Source organism: Sporosarcina aquimarina, from assembly GCF_023715615.1.
GTDB classification, from domain to species: domain Bacteria; phylum Bacillota; class Bacilli; order Bacillales_A; family Planococcaceae; genus Sporosarcina; species Sporosarcina aquimarina_A.
This window is the reverse complement of record NZ_JAMBOM010000001.1, coordinates 362,272-380,899: the sequence shown is the minus strand read 5'-3', so window position 1 is coordinate 380,899 and position 18,628 is coordinate 362,272. Positions and strand designations below refer to the sequence as shown.

Annotated in this window: 15 protein-coding genes and 1 pseudogene; 6 read left to right on the top strand and 10 right to left on the bottom strand. The window is 43.8% G+C overall.

Translation table 11 applies throughout. The features are described from left to right. Positions 1–14: 14 nt before the first annotated feature. Complete coding sequence (locus M3197_RS01740; protein ID WP_251658287.1) at positions 15–1,004, top strand: LacI family DNA-binding transcriptional regulator; 990 nt, start codon at positions 15–17, stop codon at positions 1,002–1,004. A 20-nt stretch (positions 1,005–1,024) separates the two neighbouring features. Here M3197_RS01740 and M3197_RS01735 read toward each other — a convergent pair whose 3' ends face one another. From M3197_RS01735 to rbsK, 4 genes are all read right to left on the bottom strand, one after another. Continuing rightward, positions 1,025–2,314: a uracil/xanthine transporter gene (locus M3197_RS01735; protein ID WP_251658286.1), complete on the bottom strand. Its 1,290-nt coding sequence runs from the start codon at positions 2,312–2,314 to the stop codon at positions 1,025–1,027. A 74-nt stretch (positions 2,315–2,388) separates the two neighbouring features. Next, the gene (locus M3197_RS01730; RefSeq protein ID WP_251658285.1) at positions 2,389–3,309 is read right to left on the bottom strand and encodes a nucleoside hydrolase; all 921 of its coding nucleotides are present in this window, start codon (positions 3,307–3,309) and stop codon (positions 2,389–2,391) included. Further along, the gene (locus M3197_RS01725; protein WP_251658284.1) at positions 3,306–4,505 is read right to left on the bottom strand and encodes a M20 metallopeptidase family protein; all 1,200 of its coding nucleotides are present in this window, start codon (positions 4,503–4,505) and stop codon (positions 3,306–3,308) included. Before M3197_RS01725 ends, M3197_RS01730 begins: the two co-directional genes overlap by 4 nt. 24 nt (positions 4,506–4,529) lie before the next feature. Continuing rightward, complete coding sequence (gene rbsK / locus M3197_RS01720; RefSeq protein WP_251658283.1) at positions 4,530–5,450, bottom strand: ribokinase; 921 nt, start codon at positions 5,448–5,450, stop codon at positions 4,530–4,532. Positions 5,451–6,835: 1,385 nt separating this feature from the next. Between rbsK and M3197_RS17445 the strand changes: the two are divergent. Then, a pseudogene (locus tag M3197_RS17445) lies at positions 6,836–7,078 on the top strand (manganese efflux pump); the annotation flags it as partial. Positions 7,079–7,084: 6 nt separating this feature from the next. Continuing rightward, a complete protein-coding gene (locus M3197_RS17440) occupies positions 7,085–7,414 on the top strand; it encodes a manganese efflux pump (RefSeq protein ID WP_432813974.1) in 330 nt (109 codons plus the stop codon). 70 nt (positions 7,415–7,484) lie between these two features. Here M3197_RS17440 and M3197_RS01710 read toward each other — a convergent pair whose 3' ends face one another. The 4 genes from M3197_RS01710 to M3197_RS01695 form a co-directional block, all read right to left on the bottom strand. Next, the gene (locus tag M3197_RS01710; protein ID WP_251658281.1) at positions 7,485–8,669 is read right to left on the bottom strand and encodes an amidohydrolase; all 1,185 of its coding nucleotides are present in this window, start codon (positions 8,667–8,669) and stop codon (positions 7,485–7,487) included. Positions 8,670–8,688: 19 nt separating this feature from the next. Then, a complete protein-coding gene (locus M3197_RS01705; RefSeq protein WP_251658280.1) occupies positions 8,689–10,101 on the bottom strand; it encodes a YfcC family protein in 1,413 nt (470 codons plus the stop codon). A 404-nt stretch (positions 10,102–10,505) separates the two neighbouring features. After that, positions 10,506–12,005, bottom strand: a complete 1,500-nt coding sequence (locus M3197_RS01700; protein WP_251658279.1) for a BCCT family transporter — start codon at positions 12,003–12,005, stop codon at positions 10,506–10,508. 165 nt (positions 12,006–12,170) lie between these two features. Next, a complete protein-coding gene (locus M3197_RS01695) occupies positions 12,171–12,965 on the bottom strand; it encodes a MurR/RpiR family transcriptional regulator (RefSeq protein WP_251658278.1) in 795 nt (264 codons plus the stop codon). A gap of 148 nt (positions 12,966–13,113) precedes the next feature. Between M3197_RS01695 and M3197_RS01690 the strand changes: the two genes are divergently transcribed. Both M3197_RS01690 and M3197_RS01685 read left to right on the top strand, forming a co-directional pair. After that, positions 13,114–14,664, top strand: a complete 1,551-nt coding sequence (locus M3197_RS01690) for a maltose/glucose-specific PTS transporter subunit IIC (RefSeq protein ID WP_251658277.1) — start codon at positions 13,114–13,116, stop codon at positions 14,662–14,664. 12 nt (positions 14,665–14,676) lie between these two features. Continuing rightward, on the top strand, positions 14,677–15,363 hold the full coding sequence (locus M3197_RS01685; RefSeq protein WP_251658276.1) for an N-acetylmannosamine-6-phosphate 2-epimerase: 687 nt from the start codon (positions 14,677–14,679) through the stop codon (positions 15,361–15,363). 98 nt (positions 15,364–15,461) lie between these two features. On the opposite strand, the gene M3197_RS01680 is transcribed toward M3197_RS01685, so the two are convergent. Then, entirely contained in the window at positions 15,462–16,775 is a 1,314-nt protein-coding gene (locus M3197_RS01680; protein WP_251658275.1) for an S-layer homology domain-containing protein, read from the bottom strand. Positions 16,776–17,330: 555 nt separating this feature from the next. On the opposite strand from M3197_RS01680, the gene M3197_RS01675 reads away from it, so the two are divergent. Then, positions 17,331–17,639, top strand: a complete 309-nt coding sequence (locus M3197_RS01675; protein WP_251658274.1) for an SHOCT domain-containing protein — start codon at positions 17,331–17,333, stop codon at positions 17,637–17,639. Positions 17,640–17,778: 139 nt separating this feature from the next. Here M3197_RS01675 and M3197_RS01670 read toward each other — a convergent pair whose 3' ends face one another. Further along, positions 17,779–18,594: an STAS domain-containing protein gene (locus M3197_RS01670; protein WP_251658273.1), complete on the bottom strand. Its 816-nt coding sequence runs from the start codon at positions 18,592–18,594 to the stop codon at positions 17,779–17,781. Between the last annotated feature and the right edge of the window lie 34 nt (positions 18,595–18,628).

The following is an 18,628-nucleotide window of genomic DNA, read 5'->3' as shown; positions in this document are numbered from 1 at the left end:
TAGGAGAGAATCAGATGGCCACAATTAAAGATGTCAGCAAGTTAGCAGGTGTTTCTGTAGCAACCGTTTCTCGCTATTTAAACAAGAATGGCTATGTCAGCAAGGAAGCGTCAGAGACGATTGCTGAAGTTATTGAAAAACTTAACTACCGTCCAAATAATATCGCGAGAAGTCTTGCAGGCATGAAAACCGCGACCATCGGGTTGATGGTTCCTGATATTCTTAATCCTTTCTTCCCTGAGCTTGCCCGTTCAATTGAAGATGCAGCAAACGAATACGGGTACACTGTCATGTTATGCAATACAGATAATGACTCCACTAAAGAACAAAAATATATTGATACCCTCATCCAGAAACAAGTCGATGGGATTATCATATCTTCCTATACGATTAAGCCTGAGCACCTAACAGGTTTACAGAAACAAGCCATCCCAGTAGTTCTCATGGATAACGTATTTTCTAGTGATTCCATCGTCTCGCTCACGGTAGAAAATCGACAAGGAGGCGAACTGGCAGTCCGGCATTTATTGGAACAAGGATGCTCAAAGATTGCCCACATTTGCGGTCCATTATCGATCACTTCTTCACGTGATCGGACCGCTGGATTTGAGCATGTTTGCAGAGGGACAGATTGGTTTACGCCAAGCTTAATTGGTTATAGCGATTTCACGGTAAAAGGTGGCTACACTGCCATGAAGGAGTTACTCACGATGCATCCTGATTTAGATGGGGTGTTTGCTAGTAATGATTTAATGGCTGCTGGAGCGCTGAAAGCGTTGCAAGAAACCGATTATAAAGTACCTCAAGACGTAAAAGTGATCGGATTTGATGGAATCGGATTGGAGATGTTAAATCCAGAGCTCTCGACAATTGCACAGCCTATTTACAAACTAGGCAAGACAGCCATGGATGCCTTGATTGGGTTGATCAGAAAAGAAAATGACATCATGACCGATCAAGTTTTCCCCGTCACTCTTAGCGCCAAACAATCGACGATGAACTGACATACAAAAGGAGCTCCCCATTAGACGGGGAGCTCCTTTTGCTTATTGCGTGCTATGCCTTCCATGATGACGGACAGTAGTACACCTACAAGCAAGCCGTTACTGATCAACGGCTGCAGCATGACAGGAAACGAACTGAACGTTTCAGGCGGTGCATTTAATAGACTAATGCCGACTAGCATTGGTATCGTAAGCCGATATAATGAGGCTGTTTCAATCTGAAGCTTACGGATATTCCTGATTGCTGTGCTAAATAGTTGTAGATACGCAACAAACAAAACTGCGTCTCCTATTGGTGCAGGCAGCGTAGAGAAAAAGCCCCCGAGCGCTGGCACGAGTCCGAGAACGATGAACAGGATACTTCCGAGGATGAACGGCCCTCTCTGCAAAATCTTTGTGCTTTGTAAAAATCCGATTGAGGACGAATAAGGACCAAGTGGAATTAATCCAAACAAGCCGGCAACGATCGTACCGGCACCTGTCACATAATAAGAAGCTTTATAACGACTTGTTGTCGTTCGGTTGTCATACAGTTCTTCAACTGTCGATATCGCGACAAGGGAGTTTGCCATGTTAATGAGACCTGCAATGAAGGCGGTGACGACAATGCCAACATGCAGTTTTAATCCACCGAGTGGTAGCAGTTGAAAAATCGTACCGCCACTTGTCGGTGGTGATTCACTCCCAAAGAGCAGCACGTAAGCAATCCATCCACCTAGCATTCCAAAGAGTATCGAAAAATTGGCAATGCTTCCCTTCCCTTTCATCGACATGACAAGCACTACTATGACGATTACAACCGACAGAACGGCGACAGGCAAATTGATGGCTCCACCCTCACCAATCCCCATCATCCCTTTAAAGAAGTACAAGATGAGCTGAACTGCAAGCAGGAACAAGTAAATCACCAAAACTACGGGATTAAATATTTTCTGTAAGATTTCTATAAATCCAATTGCTCCGAGAACAATTGTTACTGCACCTGCAAGTAGCATTCCGACCGCTAAACTTCCGCCTAGTTCTACGTAGCTCAGCCCCATTGCAGGAGCCGATGCACACAAGCTTAATACAAGTCCCCACCAAATCCCGCCATGTCCTTCGAGCAGCGGATAGCGGTGACCAATTACAGCCTGTAATAGACTCATTACACCTATCGTGACGAATGAGGTACGGATTAGTCCAGCAGTTTCCGCTTCTGTCAGACCAAATGCGGTGCCGATTGAAAGTGGGACAACCACTGTATTGACGACCATGAAAAAGAGCCACTGCACGCCAGCAACTGAAAAAGTGGGTGCGGATAAACGCGACATAATACCTCCTGCTTTCTTTACGAAAAATCGAATGAAAAAAGTCTGACAAGCTAATGTCAGACTCCAACAATCCGTTACTTACTCAATGTATCGACAAGTGTTTGGATGAATCGTACATCATCCACTTCTACACAAACGTCCACATTGGGTTCCTTCTTGTAATAATTTTTAAAGTCGCAAACCGTTTGCCCATCACATAGTTCGCTCTTCGTTTCAACATCAACGAAGTATTTCTCAGTCTTTACTAACGTACGATCAAGCGCAACACCAACCGCTAATGGGTCATGCATCGAGCACGCTTCTTTCCCATTTCTCTTAAGGTAGTGATTCATGTAATGAACCGTCGACTCCTCAACAAAATCACGAGCTGGTCCTGGTTGGATCGCTTCTACGTCTTTTTTCGTGAGTAATGTATTCGCAGTCACATCGAGTCCAACCAATGTAATCGGAATCCCTGAATGGAATACAATTTTTGCAGCTTCCGGATCGATGTACATATTGTATTCGGCAGTTGCTGTGATATTACCTGGATGGTCGACAGCTCCGCCCATGATGACAAGTTCTTTCAGCCATTCTTTTAGACGTGGCTCTTTACGAAGTGCAAGTGCCATGTTTGTGAGTGGTGCAAGCAAAATTACAGTGATTTCACCTGGATATTTCTTGGCTTGTTCGATGATGAAATCCGGTGCGAAACCTTCGTCACGGATTTCCACTTCCATCTCTTTCAACGCGCCACCGATTCCATCGTTCCCGTGTACACTCACTTCGAAAAACGGCTCACGCATAAGTGGACGATTTGCACCTTGAACCACTTTCAAGTCATCACGCCCGAGGAGTGTCGTCACTTTACGTGTGTTAATCGTCGCTTGCTCAAGAGAGGTATTCCCGTTCACCGTCGTAATGCCGAGGATGTCCGCCTTTCCACTCTTTTCTGCAAGCAAAATTCCAATTGCGTCGTCAATTCCAGTATCTACGTCAATAATCACTTTTTTCATGCTTGTCCCACCTTTTCACATTCTAGTAATTCTGTAATGCAGTGTAAGCCAGTCGCCACACCATGCTTCAACGCATCCAAGTTCACATGATACTTCGCATTATGCCAAGGGAAGTTCTCTTTTTCGGATGACCCCGTGCCCCAATACATGAAGACGGAAGGAACTTCATTCGCTACTACTGAAAAATCGTCGCCACTCATATAGGGGTGTTCGTTGACAACGACAGACTGTTCTCCGAATGTTGAAGCAACCGATTTCGTTAATACATCGGTCAGTTCAGGATCATTCCAGCTTGCTGGATACCCCTTGCTGTACGTGTATTCATACGAGCCACCCCAGAATTCCGTAATCGAACGGAGCAACACTTCTAGTTGAGAGGCGATTTTATCTTGAGTTTCGGTTTTAATAGTACGAACCGTTCCCGAGATTTCTACACGACCGCACAGTACGTTCGAAGTCGTTCCTCCATTGATTGTTCCGAACGTGATGACCCCATTATCGAGCGGAGATGTTTGACGCGACACGATATTTTGCACACCTGTAACAAATTGACCTGCCATCGCAATTGCGTCAATTCCTTGTTGTGGTGCTGCAGCGTGACCACCTTTACCGATCAGCGTAATGTACACCCGATCCGTGTTCGCAAGCATATATCCAGGTTTCATCTCAAAAACGCCCGGTGCAAGGAACGGGTTCGTGTGTAGACAAATAGCTGCGTCGACTTTCGGATTCTCAAGGATTCCCTCATCAATCATCGGTTGTGCCCCACCCGGTTGCGCTTCTTCCGTTGGTTGGAACATAATTTTAACCGTTCCGTTCCACTCGTTTTTGCGCTCTTTCAGGATTGTTAAAATTGCGAGTCCGATTGTCGTGTGCGCATCGTGACCGCATGCATGCATGACACCTTTATTTGTCGAGCTGTAGTCGAGTCCTGTGTCTTCTTCGATTGGTAGCGCGTCAATGTCGCAGCGCATTAAAATTGTCTTTCCAGGTTGCGCTCCGGTAATTTCCGCACATACGCCCGTATTCGCCATCGCTCTGTGTGTGATGCCGATGCGATCCAGCTCTTGTTGAATGAAGCCTTGAGTATTCGTCTCTTCCTTACTTAATTCCGGGTGCATGTGTAGATGTTTATAGGTGTCTCGGAGATACCCATCGAGGCGTTCTTCGATCCATTGGACAGAAATCGTTTCCATCGTATCGTCTCCTTATTGTGTGAATTAATCCAAGTCAGCCGTGTATGGCATACCATCTTGCGCGCCGAATTTTGATACGGCACGAGCAGCGACTTTAGTTGCAAATACAATCATTTCAGGAAGTGATTTTTCTTCAGCAATACCGACTGCAAGCGCCCCGTTAAATGAATCACCGGCGCCTGTCGTGTCGACGACTTCCACTTTTTCAGCAGGAGTAATGACGAGTTGGCCTTCTTGCAGATGCGCACTTCCCTGCTCGCCGAGTGTGACGATCAGCGTTTGGTTATACTCAGCTTCCCATTCTTTCATAAGGTTCGCGAGTTCGTCATTTGTTGTGAACGTGTGCTCAGCAAGTAACGCGAATTCTGTTTCATTCGGTGTCAAATAATCGACGAGTTGCAGCAATTCTGCAGGCAGTGTTTGCGCAGGAGCTGGGTTAAGGATTGTTTTGACATGATGTTTATTTGCAATTTCTAATACTTTCTGAACTGTTTCAAGTGGAATTTCGAGTTGTGTTAACAATACATCCGCTGTGGCGATGAGTTGCTCCATTTCTTTCGTGATTTTCTCTGGAGTCAGTGTGAAGTTTGCGCCAGGAACAACCACGATACAGTTATCATGATTGACATGAAAAATGTCCGCAATACCAGTTTTAACGTCTTCGACTTGTTCGATGAACGCTGTATTTACTTGGTTTTGATCCATTTGTTCAAGTAAGCTTTTCCCGAATTCGTCTTGCCCAACCGCCCCGATCATCGTGACATCGCCACCTAGACGTGCGATGCTGACGGCTTGATTGGCGCCTTTGCCACCTGGAAGGTAGTTGACTTCATTCCCTAAAATGGTTTCTCCAATTTGGGGTAAACGATCTGTTGAAATAATAATATCCATATTTAAACTGCCAACAACGACAATACGTTTCTTCAATTCATCACCTGTTTTCAAGTAGTAGTAGACAGGAATTTCATTTCCATGTGTAACCGATTACACATTTATAGAATAGCATAGTAGGTTTGGTGGGGGCAATGGTTTTCCATAACTAGTTTGTAGATTTTTTGAGTAATCAATTAAATTAAGACGTTTGAGAGTTTTCCGACAGTTCTTGGCGATTGTCCGTCACTGCGAGGGATTTCTCCTACACTCAAATGAGTTTCTCGTTCACTCACGAATATTTCTCCGACACTTAGCAAAATTTCTCGATATCGGGACACCATTCAACACCGTTAAGGGATTGATTGGCAGCACTTCGCTTGTTGAGGGAGGGGCTATCTCACTAGGAGAAGCGACTCCAGCGTTCTCCGACACTTCTTGATGATTATCCGTCAGTGCGAAAGATTTCTCCTTCTCTCAAATGAGTTTCTCGTTCACTCGCGAACATTTCTCCGACACTTAGCAGAATTTCTCGATATCGAGACACAATTCAACCGCTTTAAGGGATTAATTGGTAGCGCTTCGCTTGTTGAGGGAGGGGCTATCTCACTAGGAGAAGCGACTCTCGCGTTCTCCGACACTTCTTGGTGATTGTCCGACACCGTGAGGGATTTCTCCTACACTCAAATGAGTTTCTCGTTCACTCGCGAAAATTTCTCCGACACTTAGCAGAATTTCTCAATATCGAGACACAACTCAACTGCTTTTAGGAATTAATTGGGTGCGCTTCGCTTGTTGAGGGAGGGGCTATCTCACTAGGAGAAGCGACTCCAGCGTTCCCCGACACATCTTGGCGATTGTCCGTCACTGCGAGGGATTTCTCCTTCTCTCAAATGAGTTTCTCGTTCACTGACGAATATTTCTCCGACACTTAGCAGAATTTCTCGTTATCGAGACACAACTCAACTGCTTTAAGGAATTAATTGGGTGCGCTTCGCTTGTTGAGGGAGGGGCTATCTCACTAGGAGAAGCGACTCCAGCGTTGTCCGACACATCTTGGCGATTGTCCGTCACTGCGAGGGATTTCTCCTTCACTCAAGAACATTTCTCAATCACTCATGGTCATTTCTCCGACACTTAGCAGAATTTCTCGATATCGGGACACAACTCAACCGCTTTAAGGGCTTAATTGGGTGCGCTTCGCTTTTTGAGGGATGGGCTATCTCACTAGGAGAAGCGACTCCATCGTTCTCCGACACTTCTTGGTGATTGTCCGTCACTGTGAGGGATTTCTCCTTCACTCGAGAACATTTCTCAATCACTCATGCTCATTTCTCCGACACTGAGCAGACTTTATCGGCAACTAGACACAATTCAACCACATAGATCGCCCCACCATCTAATGCAGACGCCCCCTCCTCGCAAACCACCTTGCATATACTGCAGGGTACACCGAGGAGGCAAGGACTATGCAGTGGATTATGATACTTTTCCTTGGCATCGCTGCCAACTTAGATAATTTAGGGATTGGATTGGCTTATGGGATTCAAAAAACGAAGATCCCCCTTCGATCGAACGTCACCATTGCGCTCGTATCGATGACTGTTACGTATTTCGCAATGGTCACAGGTGACAGGTTGTCCACCTATATATCCGTCTGGACGGCTGATTTTATAGGCGGTTTGTTGCTAAGTAGTATCGGGATATGGATGTTACTCCAGCCAAAGCCTGTACAACCGAATCCATTTGAAGATCCCACAGTCGCGGATACTGATGGCGACCGAATTATTTCCATTCGTGAAGCGCTCCCTCTTGGCTTTTTGTTGTCGGCAAATTGTTTGGCAGCGGGATTCGGAATGGGCGTTAGTGGCAGCTCCATGCTTGGTACGATTTCCTCGGTCGGTTTCTTTTCATTTATCACAATTGGCGCAAGCCATCGATTCGGATCGCTTCTTGCGCGTACGTGGATTGGCAAGTATCCAGCTGGAATTGCAGGTGGATTGCTCATCGTAATTGGTTTAGTAGAAATCTTATTTTAGCGGCACAATCCCAATACAAAAAGCTCGTACTCCTTTCGCTGACAAGAGTACGAGCTTTTGTGATGTTTACTTAAGATTGTTTATTCAATACGTCTTCAAAAACTAGCCCAATAAACGTCTTACCGATATACTCCATCGAACGTTCATCTACATCGAACATAGGGTGATGATGTGGATAGACAGCTTGAATTTCAGGATTTCTTCCGCCAGCAATGAAGAACGAACCCTTCACTACTTTCTGATAGTAGGCAAAGTCCTCGCTACCCATCATCGGTGGACCGTAACTCACTTTTTCATCACTGAAAATCTTCGTTGCTACCTCTTTCACTCGTGCGGTCTCTTCAGGATCGTTCCAAATTGAAGGACAATCACTAATATAGTCTAATTTGTACGCTGCACCAGCAGCTTCACACGTCGATTTCACGATTTGTTTCAAGGCACCTTCGATCATTGTCCGCACCTCTTCGTTATACGTTCGGACGGTTCCTTTAATGATTGCTTGGTTCGGAATGACATTATGACCTTCTCCACTATGCAATGAACCGACTGTCACGGCTGCTGCTTGTTGAGGACTCACACGACGACTGACAATTTGCTGCAAATTGACGACTAGCTGACTTGCTGTAACAAGTGCATCAACTGTTTCATGGGGAGACGCACCGTGACCACCTTTACCAATCACTTCAATGGTAAAATCATCTTGCGCTGAAGACGAGTAGCCTTCCATCACTTGCACCGTACCAACAGGTTCTGTCGACATGACATGTGCTCCATAGATGACGTCAACGCCATCCAAACAGCCATCTTTAACCATCAAATCTGCTCCACCAGGTGTCGTTTCTTCCGCAAATTGGTGAACGAAAATCACAGTACCTGGGATCTGCTCCCGAACTTCAGACAGCACCTTTGCAACACCGAGTAATGACGCTGTATGTAAATCATGTCCACACGCATGCATCACGCCAGGGACCTTCGATTTGTATGCTACTTCTTTTTCATCTTGGATCGGCAATGCATCAAAATCAGCACGTAACGCAATCGTTCTACCTGGTTTTCCGCCAACTAACGTTCCAACCACGCCACGACCGCCCACTCCTTCGCGCACATCGATTCCAAGGTTACGAAGGTATTTTGCGATCATTTTCGGCGTTTCTACCTCTTCGTTCGAGAGTTCCGGATGTTGGTGCAACTCGCGGCGAATCGCGACTTGTTCAGGATACAGTTCGTCTAATCGGTCGAATAATTGAGTTAACAAAGTAATTCCTCCTTAGTTGTTACGCAGGCCAGACAAACACGTGCGCAATTGTTACAAATATAGCTCCAAGTACCAATTGGATTAAAATTAATGGCCAAACCCACTTAAACCATTTAGCAAATGAAATTTTAGCCATTGCAAGCGCCGCAAGTAGTAAACCACTTGTCGGAGTAATGATATTCGTCAAACCATCACCCATTTGGAAAGCGAGTACAGCTGTTTGGCGACTGACGCCTAATAGGTCCGATAGCGGCGTCATGATTGGCATACTGAGTGCAGCTTGACCGCTACCTGATGTTACAACAATATTGAGTAAGCATTGCATAATATACATGCCAATCGCACCTAAACTCGATGGCATCTGTGAAACTAACGTCGTGATACCATAAAGAATTGTATCAATCGTGTTGCTATCTTGCAAAATCACTAATGCACCGTAGGCAAATCCAACGACCAATGCACCGACCACCAATTCTTCGCATCCTTTAACAAACGAAACCGCCGTGCCGTTAATTCCCTTGCCATTTACAAGACCAATGATTAGAGCCATTATTAGGAACAGAGCAGAAATTTCCGTTATGTACCACTCGAACTTAATAACGCCGAATCCAAGAGCAATCAGCGTTGCGACCAAAATAATAAGAGTCGTAATCTGCTTTCCTGTCAATGTATGTTCTTTGACCAAGTCCACTCGGATGTTCCGCTTTTTGTCTTCTTCATAAACGAGACTCGCTTCAGGATTTTTACGCACTTTACGTGCATAGAGAACCACATAGAGAATCGCCACCAGCATATATATCAGCCAAAAAATAACGCGCAGTCCCATTCCAGAGAAAATTGGAACTTCTGCAATTCCTTGAGCCACACCAACCGTAAAAGGATTCATAAAGGCAGCCGTAAAACCTGACGCAACCCCAACTAATACCATCCCCGTTCCCACGAGTGAGTCAAATCCCATCATGATTGCAAGTGGAATCATAATGAGGATGAATGGCAACGATTCTTCAAACATCCCAATTGCCGCTCCACCTAGCCCAAAGAATAGCATTACTATCGGGATTAGATACATCTCTTTCCCTTCCAGTTTAGACGATATGCTTCCAAAAGCCCCCTCAATGGCATTCGATTCACGGAAAACGTTAAAGGCGCCACCTACTATGAAAATGAAAAATATAATCGGTGCACTTTGCACCATCCCTTTATGTACCGCTTCAAACACAGGCAAAATCCCTGCTGGCTTTGAGTCAATTCGATGATAGGACCCATCCACTACATACGATGTGCCATCATCACTTTCGGCACGATCATATTCCCCTGCAGGAATTAAATACGTCGCAATTGCCATGATAATGATAACTGTAAACAAAATAACGAATGGATGTGGTGCTTCCATTTTCCACTTCTTCTTCGTACTCCCTGACTTCTCAGACATCCATTCTTCCCCCCGTTGCATTCTAATAATCGCTAAGCAGGCACTTATGAAACAACATGTATAAGCTTATTCTCCTAACATATGTATACGTATGCATAAATAGTTATTGGAACCCACTAGTTAATTATACTAACAATTGATTTTATATACGTTACTACAGTATTTAAAAGCAGTCAATCCGGAATTATTATTAATTTCAATGAATCCAACTATACTTAATGACGAATAAAAATTCACTTTTGTAGATTTCCCAGTCATTCTATGAATAATTTTTCTATTAAAACAACATCTATTTCTTACTTCTATACAGTAGAACTCTCATGCTCACCACGAAAATTTAATTCGTTACAACAAAAAAACCACTTGCCAACTTTCGGCAAATGGGGATGGATATTAAAGCTTTCCTATTTTACATTTGAGTTGTGCTTTGCAACTTCTTTACTCGCTGATTTATAAAACGACATAGCCATTAATAGAATAATGAACGAAAATGGCAATGCTGAAATGATGACTGTATTTTGCAATCCCTGAGTACCACCAAAGTACACAACAACCGCTGCTACTGCCGCTTGGACAAGTCCCCAAGCCATTTTAACGGACTGAGCAGGGTTGGTTAGTCCATTTGTCGTAAACATGCCGAGTACAAATGTAGCCGAATCTGCGGATGTTATGAAGAAAATAGAAATTACGACAATGGTCAGTAAAGACATGGTGAACCCTAGCGGATACTGTTCGAGCATACCAAATGTCATCGTCTCAATTGGCATTTCAGATAACTTCGCCAAACCAACGTCTTCCACGTGTAAGGCAGATGCCCCGAAAATCGAAAAGAAAATAAAGCAAACAAATGCAGGTACTAGAAGTACTCCAAGCAAGAACTCTTTCACAGTCCTGCCTTTTGAAATACGTGCAATGAAAGATCCTACAAACGGAGACCAGGAAATCCAAAAAGCCCAGTAAAATAATGTCCAGTTGTTGATCCACTCACGGCTTCCTGCATTCTGAGGTGCAGTTCGAAAGCTCATCTCCACGAAATCTGTCAAATAGCTGCCGAACGCATTGGTAAACATATTGAGAATATAGAGAGTAGGTCCTGCAAGGAAGAGCATTAGGAAGAGTATAAGTGCAAGTCCCATATTAATGTTGCTCAAATATTTGATTCCTTTACCGATTCCGGACCATGCAGAAATCAGGAATAGCACTGTCGTCACAGCAAGAATGAGAAGTTGCATCCAAAACACGTCTGGTGTATTGAAAAGGTAGTGAAGTCCACCATTGATTTGGACAGATCCGAATCCGAGGGAAGCGGCGACACCAATGACAGTGGCTAGTACAGCTAAAACGTCAATAATCTTTCCGAAGATGCCCTTCATCTTTTTTTCTCCAAACAGCGGTATCAGCGTCGAACTGATCAAACCAGGGTAGTTTTTGTGGAATTTAAAGTAAGCTAGGGCGAGGCCGACGATTGCATATACCGCCCATGCACTGAACCCCCAATGTAAAAACGTGAATTTCAAAGAATCTTTAATTGCCCCATCAGTTTCTACTTCTAAGACAGGGGCAGATTTGAATGCGTATGTTACCGGTTCAGCAACCGACCAGAAAACGACTCCGATCCCCATTCCTGCGCTGAATAGCATTGCAAACCAAGAAAGTAGACTAAATTCAGGCTTTGAATCTGCACTTCCTAATTTAATGTGACCCAATTTGGAAAATATTAGATGAATACAAAATACTACGATTGCGGCGACTAGCCATAAATAATACCATCCGAAGACAGTAGAGATACCTGCTGTTATTGTTGTCGTACTGTTTTCCAATGTTTCTGGTGAAATCGCACCCCATGCTACGAGTGCCAGACATCCCGCAAGTGCATACCAGAAAACTGATGTTGCATATTTCAAAATAACCATCCTCACTGAATTACTCGAGTTATCTGCTTACCGCTTTTCCCCCTCCTTATTAAATTCAAACAACTGCGAGCTTAAATGAGAGTTAAATTTCTGCCTTGCACAAAAAACCAAGTTCCTATGTTCGAGAACTTGGTGGTAACAAGATATTTAGTACGTTTAGCCAAAACGTTTTAGTGCTTCTAACGTCTTGTTACGTTGTTGCATTAATTCTGCATCTCCTAGTAGCCGATAGGTGAGCACATCCAAGTAGAACAAACTAGAAATTTGTGTATTGATGAACTTTTCATCCTCTACATATACATGATTCGAAACAAGCACAACTTCATCAGCAAGCGCTGTCAACTCTTCGGCATGATTTGTCGTAATGACAATGACCCGTGCTCCACTACTTTTTGCCTGTCGCGTAGCGTCCAACACACTTTTCGTTTTACCTGTATAGGAAAAACACATAAAAACATCGTCTTCATGTAATAACGTACTTTTCATGACCATCCCATGTGCATCAGTAATTGCTGTCGAATCAATCCCCATCCGCTCAATTCGGCTATTAAATTCTTGGGCGATCAACCCTGAGTTGCCCACGCCACAAAACAGCACCCTCTTCGCACTCATTAGATCATTCGCGATTCGCTCCGTTTGTTCTGTGTCCATGAATTGTTGGGTAGCGGAAATAATGGACATATAATAATTTGCTACACGTTCCACTTCTTCATCTTTAGCCTGTTTTTCTGTGCGAGTTGCAAGTAACTCGTACTTCATTTGTTGAAAGCTCGCAAACCGAATCTTTTTGCAAAAACGGGTGATACTAGAAGGCGACACATCGATTTCTTCAGCTAAATCAGTAATCGATTTATGTGCAATATCTTTTACACCCAGCAAATGTTCTGCAATTTTACGATCGTTCTCGGTGAACTCCGCATTATGCTTTTGCAATCGATTTTTAAAATCCATAGTCCAAATCCTTTCACATCTTGGTCTTTCTATCATCATAGCATAGCCGAATATCGCTAACACCACTTTGAAAATACGGATTCAGACATTGACAATAGTGAAAGCGTTTGCTATTCTATTAAAAATATTTTCAGGAGGTACAGTTGTAATGAAAAGTTTTTTCGGTAAAGCGCAACAGTTCGGTAAATCCTTTATGTTGCCAATCGCGATTTTACCTGCTGCTGGTTTGCTGCTCGGAATCGGGGGCGCACTATCCAATCCAAATACAATCAGTTCTTATCCGATTTTAGATCAGAACTTCTTACAAGCACTATTTACCATAATGAGCAGTGCGGGTAGTATTGTATTCGCCAATCTCCCTATAATCTTCGCGGTCGGGATTGCAATCGGTCTTGCCCGATCTGACAAAGGAACAGCCGCACTCGCAGCACTTGTCGGTTACTTAGTCATGAACGCGACCATTAACGCAATTTTGATCATTACCGATTCACTCGCTACCGACAATCTATCTGCAGTCGGACAAGGTACTGCTTTAGGCATTCAAACACTCGAGATGGGCGTATTCGGTGGTATTGTGGTCGGAATCATGGCTGGTATGTTGCATAATCGATTCAACAAAATCGAGTTACCTCAGTATTTAGGATTTTTCGGAGGCTCACGGTTCATACCTATCGTAACAGCATTTTCAGCTATCATACTCGGAGCAATCATGTATCTCGTATGGCCACTGTTCCAAAACCTGATTGCAGAAGCTGGTAATTTGGTCAATGCGACAGGTGTCATCGGGACGTTCTTGTATGGCTTCATCCTGCGTATGCTTGGACCTTTCGGATTGCATCACATTTTCTACTTACCATTTTGGCAAACTGGTCTGGGCGGTTCTTTAGAAATCGGAGGGCAACTCGTCCAAGGAACGCAAAACATTTTCTTTGCACAACTAAGTGACCCGACGACGGAACGATTCTTTGAAGGCACATCGCGCTTCATGTCCGGTCGTTTCATTACAATGATGTTTGGTCTCCTCGGTGCAGCTCTTGCGATTTATCACACAGCGAAGCCAGAGCACAAAAAAGTAGTCGGCGGTCTCATGCTTTCTGCAGCATTGACGTCTTTCTTGACAGGAATTACAGAGCCACTTGAGTTCTCATTCCTATTCATCGCACCTGCTCTTTACGTAGTCCACGCCGTGTTTGACGGACTCGCGTTCATGTTGGCAGACATCTTCAATATTACAATCGGTCAGACTTTCTCTGGTGGATTTATTGATTTCATGCTCTTTGGGGTTCTGCAGGGTGAGGCGAAGACAAATTGGATGTATGTCATTCCAATTGGAATCGTTTGGTTCTTCCTGTACTACTTCACATTCAAGTTCATGATTCGCAAGTTCAACTTTAAAACACCTGGTCGTGAAGATGAAAAAGTGGTTGAACCAGCTGATGGTCAATCGTCTATTGATCCCCAAGCAAGCCGTTCACATACAATCATCGAGGCTCTTGGCGGAAAAGATAACATTCTCGACCTCGATAATTGTGCGACTCGTCTCCGGGTAACAGTGAAAGACCCTGAACTCGTGAAGAAAGAGGTTTTCCCATCGACAGGCAGCAAAGGGTTCCTTATGAACGGAACGGGCGTCCAAGTCGTATATGGACCTCAAGTTTCTGTCGTGAAGAACGAAGTAGAAGAAATTTTAGAGCAATAAGGAGGAACCCGTATGCATCTACCATCAGACTTAATCGTCTCATGCCAAGCACTTGAGGATGAGCCGCTACACTCATCTTTCATCATGAGTAAGCTTGCACTCGCTGCGCACCAAGGCGGAGCAAAAGGCATTCGTGCTAATTCGAAAGAAGATATTGAAGCCATCAAGAAAGAAGTTTCACTGCCTGTAATTGGTATCGTGAAAAGGAATTATCCAGGCTCGGACGTCTACATCACTGCCACGAAGACCGAGGTGGACGAATTGCTAGCGAGCGGGTGTGAAGTGATCGCGATGGATGCCACTCTCGCAATGCGTCCCGCAGAGTCGCTTCAAGAATTAGTGGACTATGTTCGCACAACTGCACCGAATGTCGAACTCATGGCAGATATTGCAACCGTGGAAGAAGCGCTTAATGCAAACCAGCTCGGTTTCGACTATATTGGGACGACGTTACATGGCTACACCGCTACCACGACTGGGCTAAAAGTGTATAACAATGACTTCGCGTTTTTGAAGGAAGTATTGTCGACGGTTTCTGCACCAGTGATAGCAGAAGGCAATATCGCGTCACCCGACATGCTGAAACGCGTGTTTGAACTTGGTGTATATGCTGCGGTTGTCGGTGGCGCAATTACACGTCCCCGTGACATCACCCGTACGTTTGTCAATGAATTGCAAAACATTCGGATACAGTCTTGATACGTTAAAAAGCCGCCCTTCGTGAGGGCGGCTTTTTAAATCTCTAGTCATTTCAGCATATTTTAACCCCCTTCAAGAAATCTCAAAGGGGGTTCTTTTCATTTCAACTGGAACTTTTCTTGTATTGCTTGCCACATCACAGCATAACCAGCGCTCGTTGGATGTGGACTATCTGTTTCCATCAGTTCTTCATATGATTTGTCAGGGTGTTGAGCTAGATATGCATTCAACGCATCGTAATGCGACACGAACATGTATCCACTTTCGCTACTAATCCGTTTCAACAAGTTATTAATACTATCAGGTGAGAACTGATAATTTGCGATTTCGTTTGTTGAGGGTGGGGGTGCCATAACAACCATGAGCTCCGATCGCTTGTCCACCTCACTTAGCAATTTGCGAATCGTTTGCTCATACTGATCGAGGTCCCCAATGAGACGGTCATTCGTACCAAGCATGACAAAAACAACATCTTCTTTGGATGAAACGAGTTTATCCACACGCTCCAAAGACCATTTCGCTGTCTTCCCGCTAATGCCCGCATTGAAAAAATCCACCGAACCAAACTTCTGATTTGCAACATACGTGCGGAATCCATTCGCCCACGTATCTGCGTTATGGGACGATTCACGATACGTCGATTTCCCATCTTGTAAAATCACTCGTCCATCTATAGGAACCGCATATCCGTCTCCTCCAGCACCAGCTGTAATGCTATCGCCGATCAATTTGATGGATTTTACATTACCGCTTCTTAACTTACTCGCAAGTTGACTGTAAGAATCAGGCATGGATTTTGTTATTTTGTCCATTTCCGCACGATACACGAATACCGCAAACTCCCCACGCTTCAGCAAATCGTTTGTTCCAAACTGCGTATCCGACTTCCCTCTAGTTATCCCGCTGGAAACCAAACCTGCAACAGCGTTCATATAACGACTGTTGACATCACGAAACGAAACGCTTGAAGCATCACCCTGTAATGCATAAGCCTTCGTATGGCTTAGCATGAGCGCCATCTCGCCTCTTTTAATAGGCTCGGAGAATCCGAAATAGTGATCGCTTTTCCCACGAATGATTCCTGCATATTTCAAAGCATTCACTGCCGGATTAGCACGTGCAGGAACGTCAGAAAATTCCCGAATGGCAGAGGGATTCATCGGCAACTCCAATGCGTTTGCCAATATAACAGCTGCACTTCCTCGAGTTATCGGTTGCCCCGTACCAAAAAGTGTTGGCGTAATTCCATTTGCATAATTCTTACTTGTTAAGTAATTCACAGCTTCTTCGTATGCAGGTGAGACATCCCGAAAGCCGTCCGCCTCCGCCATCACTGGTGATATGAATGATATAGTAATCACTAGAACAATCAGTAACGCCCACTTCTGGTAGATTTTATTTTCTCTCTTCAATTTGTTTCCCCCTGTAATAATCAGCTTTGCATATATTAGTATTTATATCGACTAAAAAAATACAATTTGAACAATTATTTGACGTGGTCTTCTTAGAAATTTATTAAGAATTCCACTAGCTCATCCTTTATATACTGCTTCGTATCGCCCGATTAAAAACCGGCTATATCTAATATGGAGAGTTACGTTTTCATCGACTGATTTTTCCACTGATAAACATTTAAATACCGTCATCATAGGCGTGGATGAGATTAAAGACAGTCTATTTTAACGCTCGATTTACTCACACTTAAGAGCTACTTAAACGATTTGGGGCATAAGTTAATTATCAGAAGTCATCTTTAATAATCCAGATATTCCTAGAACAACGGGATTTTCTGTTAAAAAGCATTCTTTAATAGCTTCTACTTTCTACAACACAAATTTCCTAATACTATCCTGCCTTATAAAGATGAATACAACCTACAGAACAAAAGGATATGATTCTTTTTACCTGTGTACTTTTTTTCGTTTTCTAGATAAGATAGTCTTATCATGCAGTGGAGGTTGAACTAGATGAGCTGGTCTGTTCTCGGTATTTTTGTCCTGCTAGTCACTTGGGGATTTACAAAGTCAATTAGTATAGGAATTATATTGCTTCTTACCTGTTTCTCTCTTTATTTAGGTGTTGTCTTCATAAAAAAACAGTCGAAACAACTTGCACAACCGAACAGTATCCAACATCCCTCTCGCCAAGAGTTTTTAGCAAGCGAGCTGAAGCGTCTTAAGGACTTACGGGAATCTGGATTACTCACTGAAGAAGAGCTCACTGTTCAAAATAGACTTCTATCTTGTAGCAAACAGAACACCTACATACAATCCTGAATCGGATCTCTATAAAGCGAACCAGCCGTTATCATCCGGCTGGTTTTTCTATATCTTTTGACACACATACGAGAGTCCCGAAACGACAAAAAAACGGACTCTAAAAAGATAGAGACCGCATTTTACACATACTACAAATTCACAGCAAGCTTTCCAATGCCTGTTTGACGGTTGCATAATACTTCGTTCCAGCAAAATCCATACCCGAGTTAACAATCTTCTGTGCAAGTTCTGGTCTAAGTCCCGTTGTAATGACATGTATCCCCATCAGACTGAGTGCGTCTTCAATTTGATGAAGTGCTCGAACTACCTGATCATCCACTGAAACAAGACCAGAGAAATCCGCAATGGTACATTCTACATCCATTTTTGCAACTTTAGGCAAGACATTATTCATAATCGCAAACGCGCGATCATCAGTGATTTCTCCGATAAACGGGATAATGACAATGCCATCCTTTACTGGGACAATGGGTGCCGATAACTTCGCTAGTTCCTTTTGAGTACTTGTTCGATAAAGTTCAGAAAGCTTCTCAAATGCATAATACGTTTCATTGAGGCTGATATCCAGCATTGCATTTACTTGTTTGTTGACAAGCGCAAACTCTTTTAAAGAAAGCTCCAGCTTTTCACTTATTTCAACAAGTACATTGGAGAAAACGATTCGTGTAGAAGGATATCGATCCACAATGACAGAGATTTTACCTCCGTTTTTTGTCTGCATGGCAGCATTGCTACGACTCCATGTCATAAGTGCTTCTGGGATTTCAAGATGCTCACTTCGCAACGATTCTCCGAGAGACTGCCACAGTTCTTTGTACATAAGCAACGCTTGTTGTTGCTCAACTTGAGGAACCTCGACTGGCAGCTTTTCGCAAACCTGCTCCACGATTGTCGCTGCTAGTTCATCTGTATGTTCCGTTATATAGTGAATGAATTGATCAAATGGTTTCATATCTACTCACACCCCAATAATTTCCTACTGTCAG

Coding starts and splice junctions, on each gene's coding strand:
- M3197_RS01675 (WP_251658274.1), top strand. CDS start 17,331: ATGAGCTGGTCTGTTCTCGGTATTTTTGTCCTGCTAGTCACTTGGGGA.
- M3197_RS01730 (WP_251658285.1), bottom strand. CDS start 3,309: ATGAAAAAAGTGATTATTGACGTAGATACTGGAATTGACGACGCAATT.
- M3197_RS01725 (WP_251658284.1), bottom strand. CDS start 4,505: ATGGAAACGATTTCTGTCCAATGGATCGAAGAACGCCTCGATGGGTAT.
- M3197_RS01735 (WP_251658286.1), bottom strand. CDS start 2,314: ATGTCGCGTTTATCCGCACCCACTTTTTCAGTTGCTGGCGTGCAGTGG.
- M3197_RS01670 (WP_251658273.1), bottom strand. CDS start 18,594: ATGAAACCATTTGATCAATTCATTCACTATATAACGGAACATACAGAT.
- M3197_RS01740 (WP_251658287.1), top strand. CDS start 15: ATGGCCACAATTAAAGATGTCAGCAAGTTAGCAGGTGTTTCTGTAGCA.
- M3197_RS17440 (WP_432813974.1), top strand. CDS start 7,085: ATGTTACTCCAGCCAAAGCCTGTACAACCGAATCCATTTGAAGATCCC.
- M3197_RS01705 (WP_251658280.1), bottom strand. CDS start 10,101: ATGTCTGAGAAGTCAGGGAGTACGAAGAAGAAGTGGAAAATGGAAGCA.
- M3197_RS01695 (WP_251658278.1), bottom strand. CDS start 12,965: ATGGATTTTAAAAATCGATTGCAAAAGCATAATGCGGAGTTCACCGAG.
- M3197_RS01690 (WP_251658277.1), top strand. CDS start 13,114: ATGAAAAGTTTTTTCGGTAAAGCGCAACAGTTCGGTAAATCCTTTATG.
- M3197_RS01685 (WP_251658276.1), top strand. CDS start 14,677: ATGCATCTACCATCAGACTTAATCGTCTCATGCCAAGCACTTGAGGAT.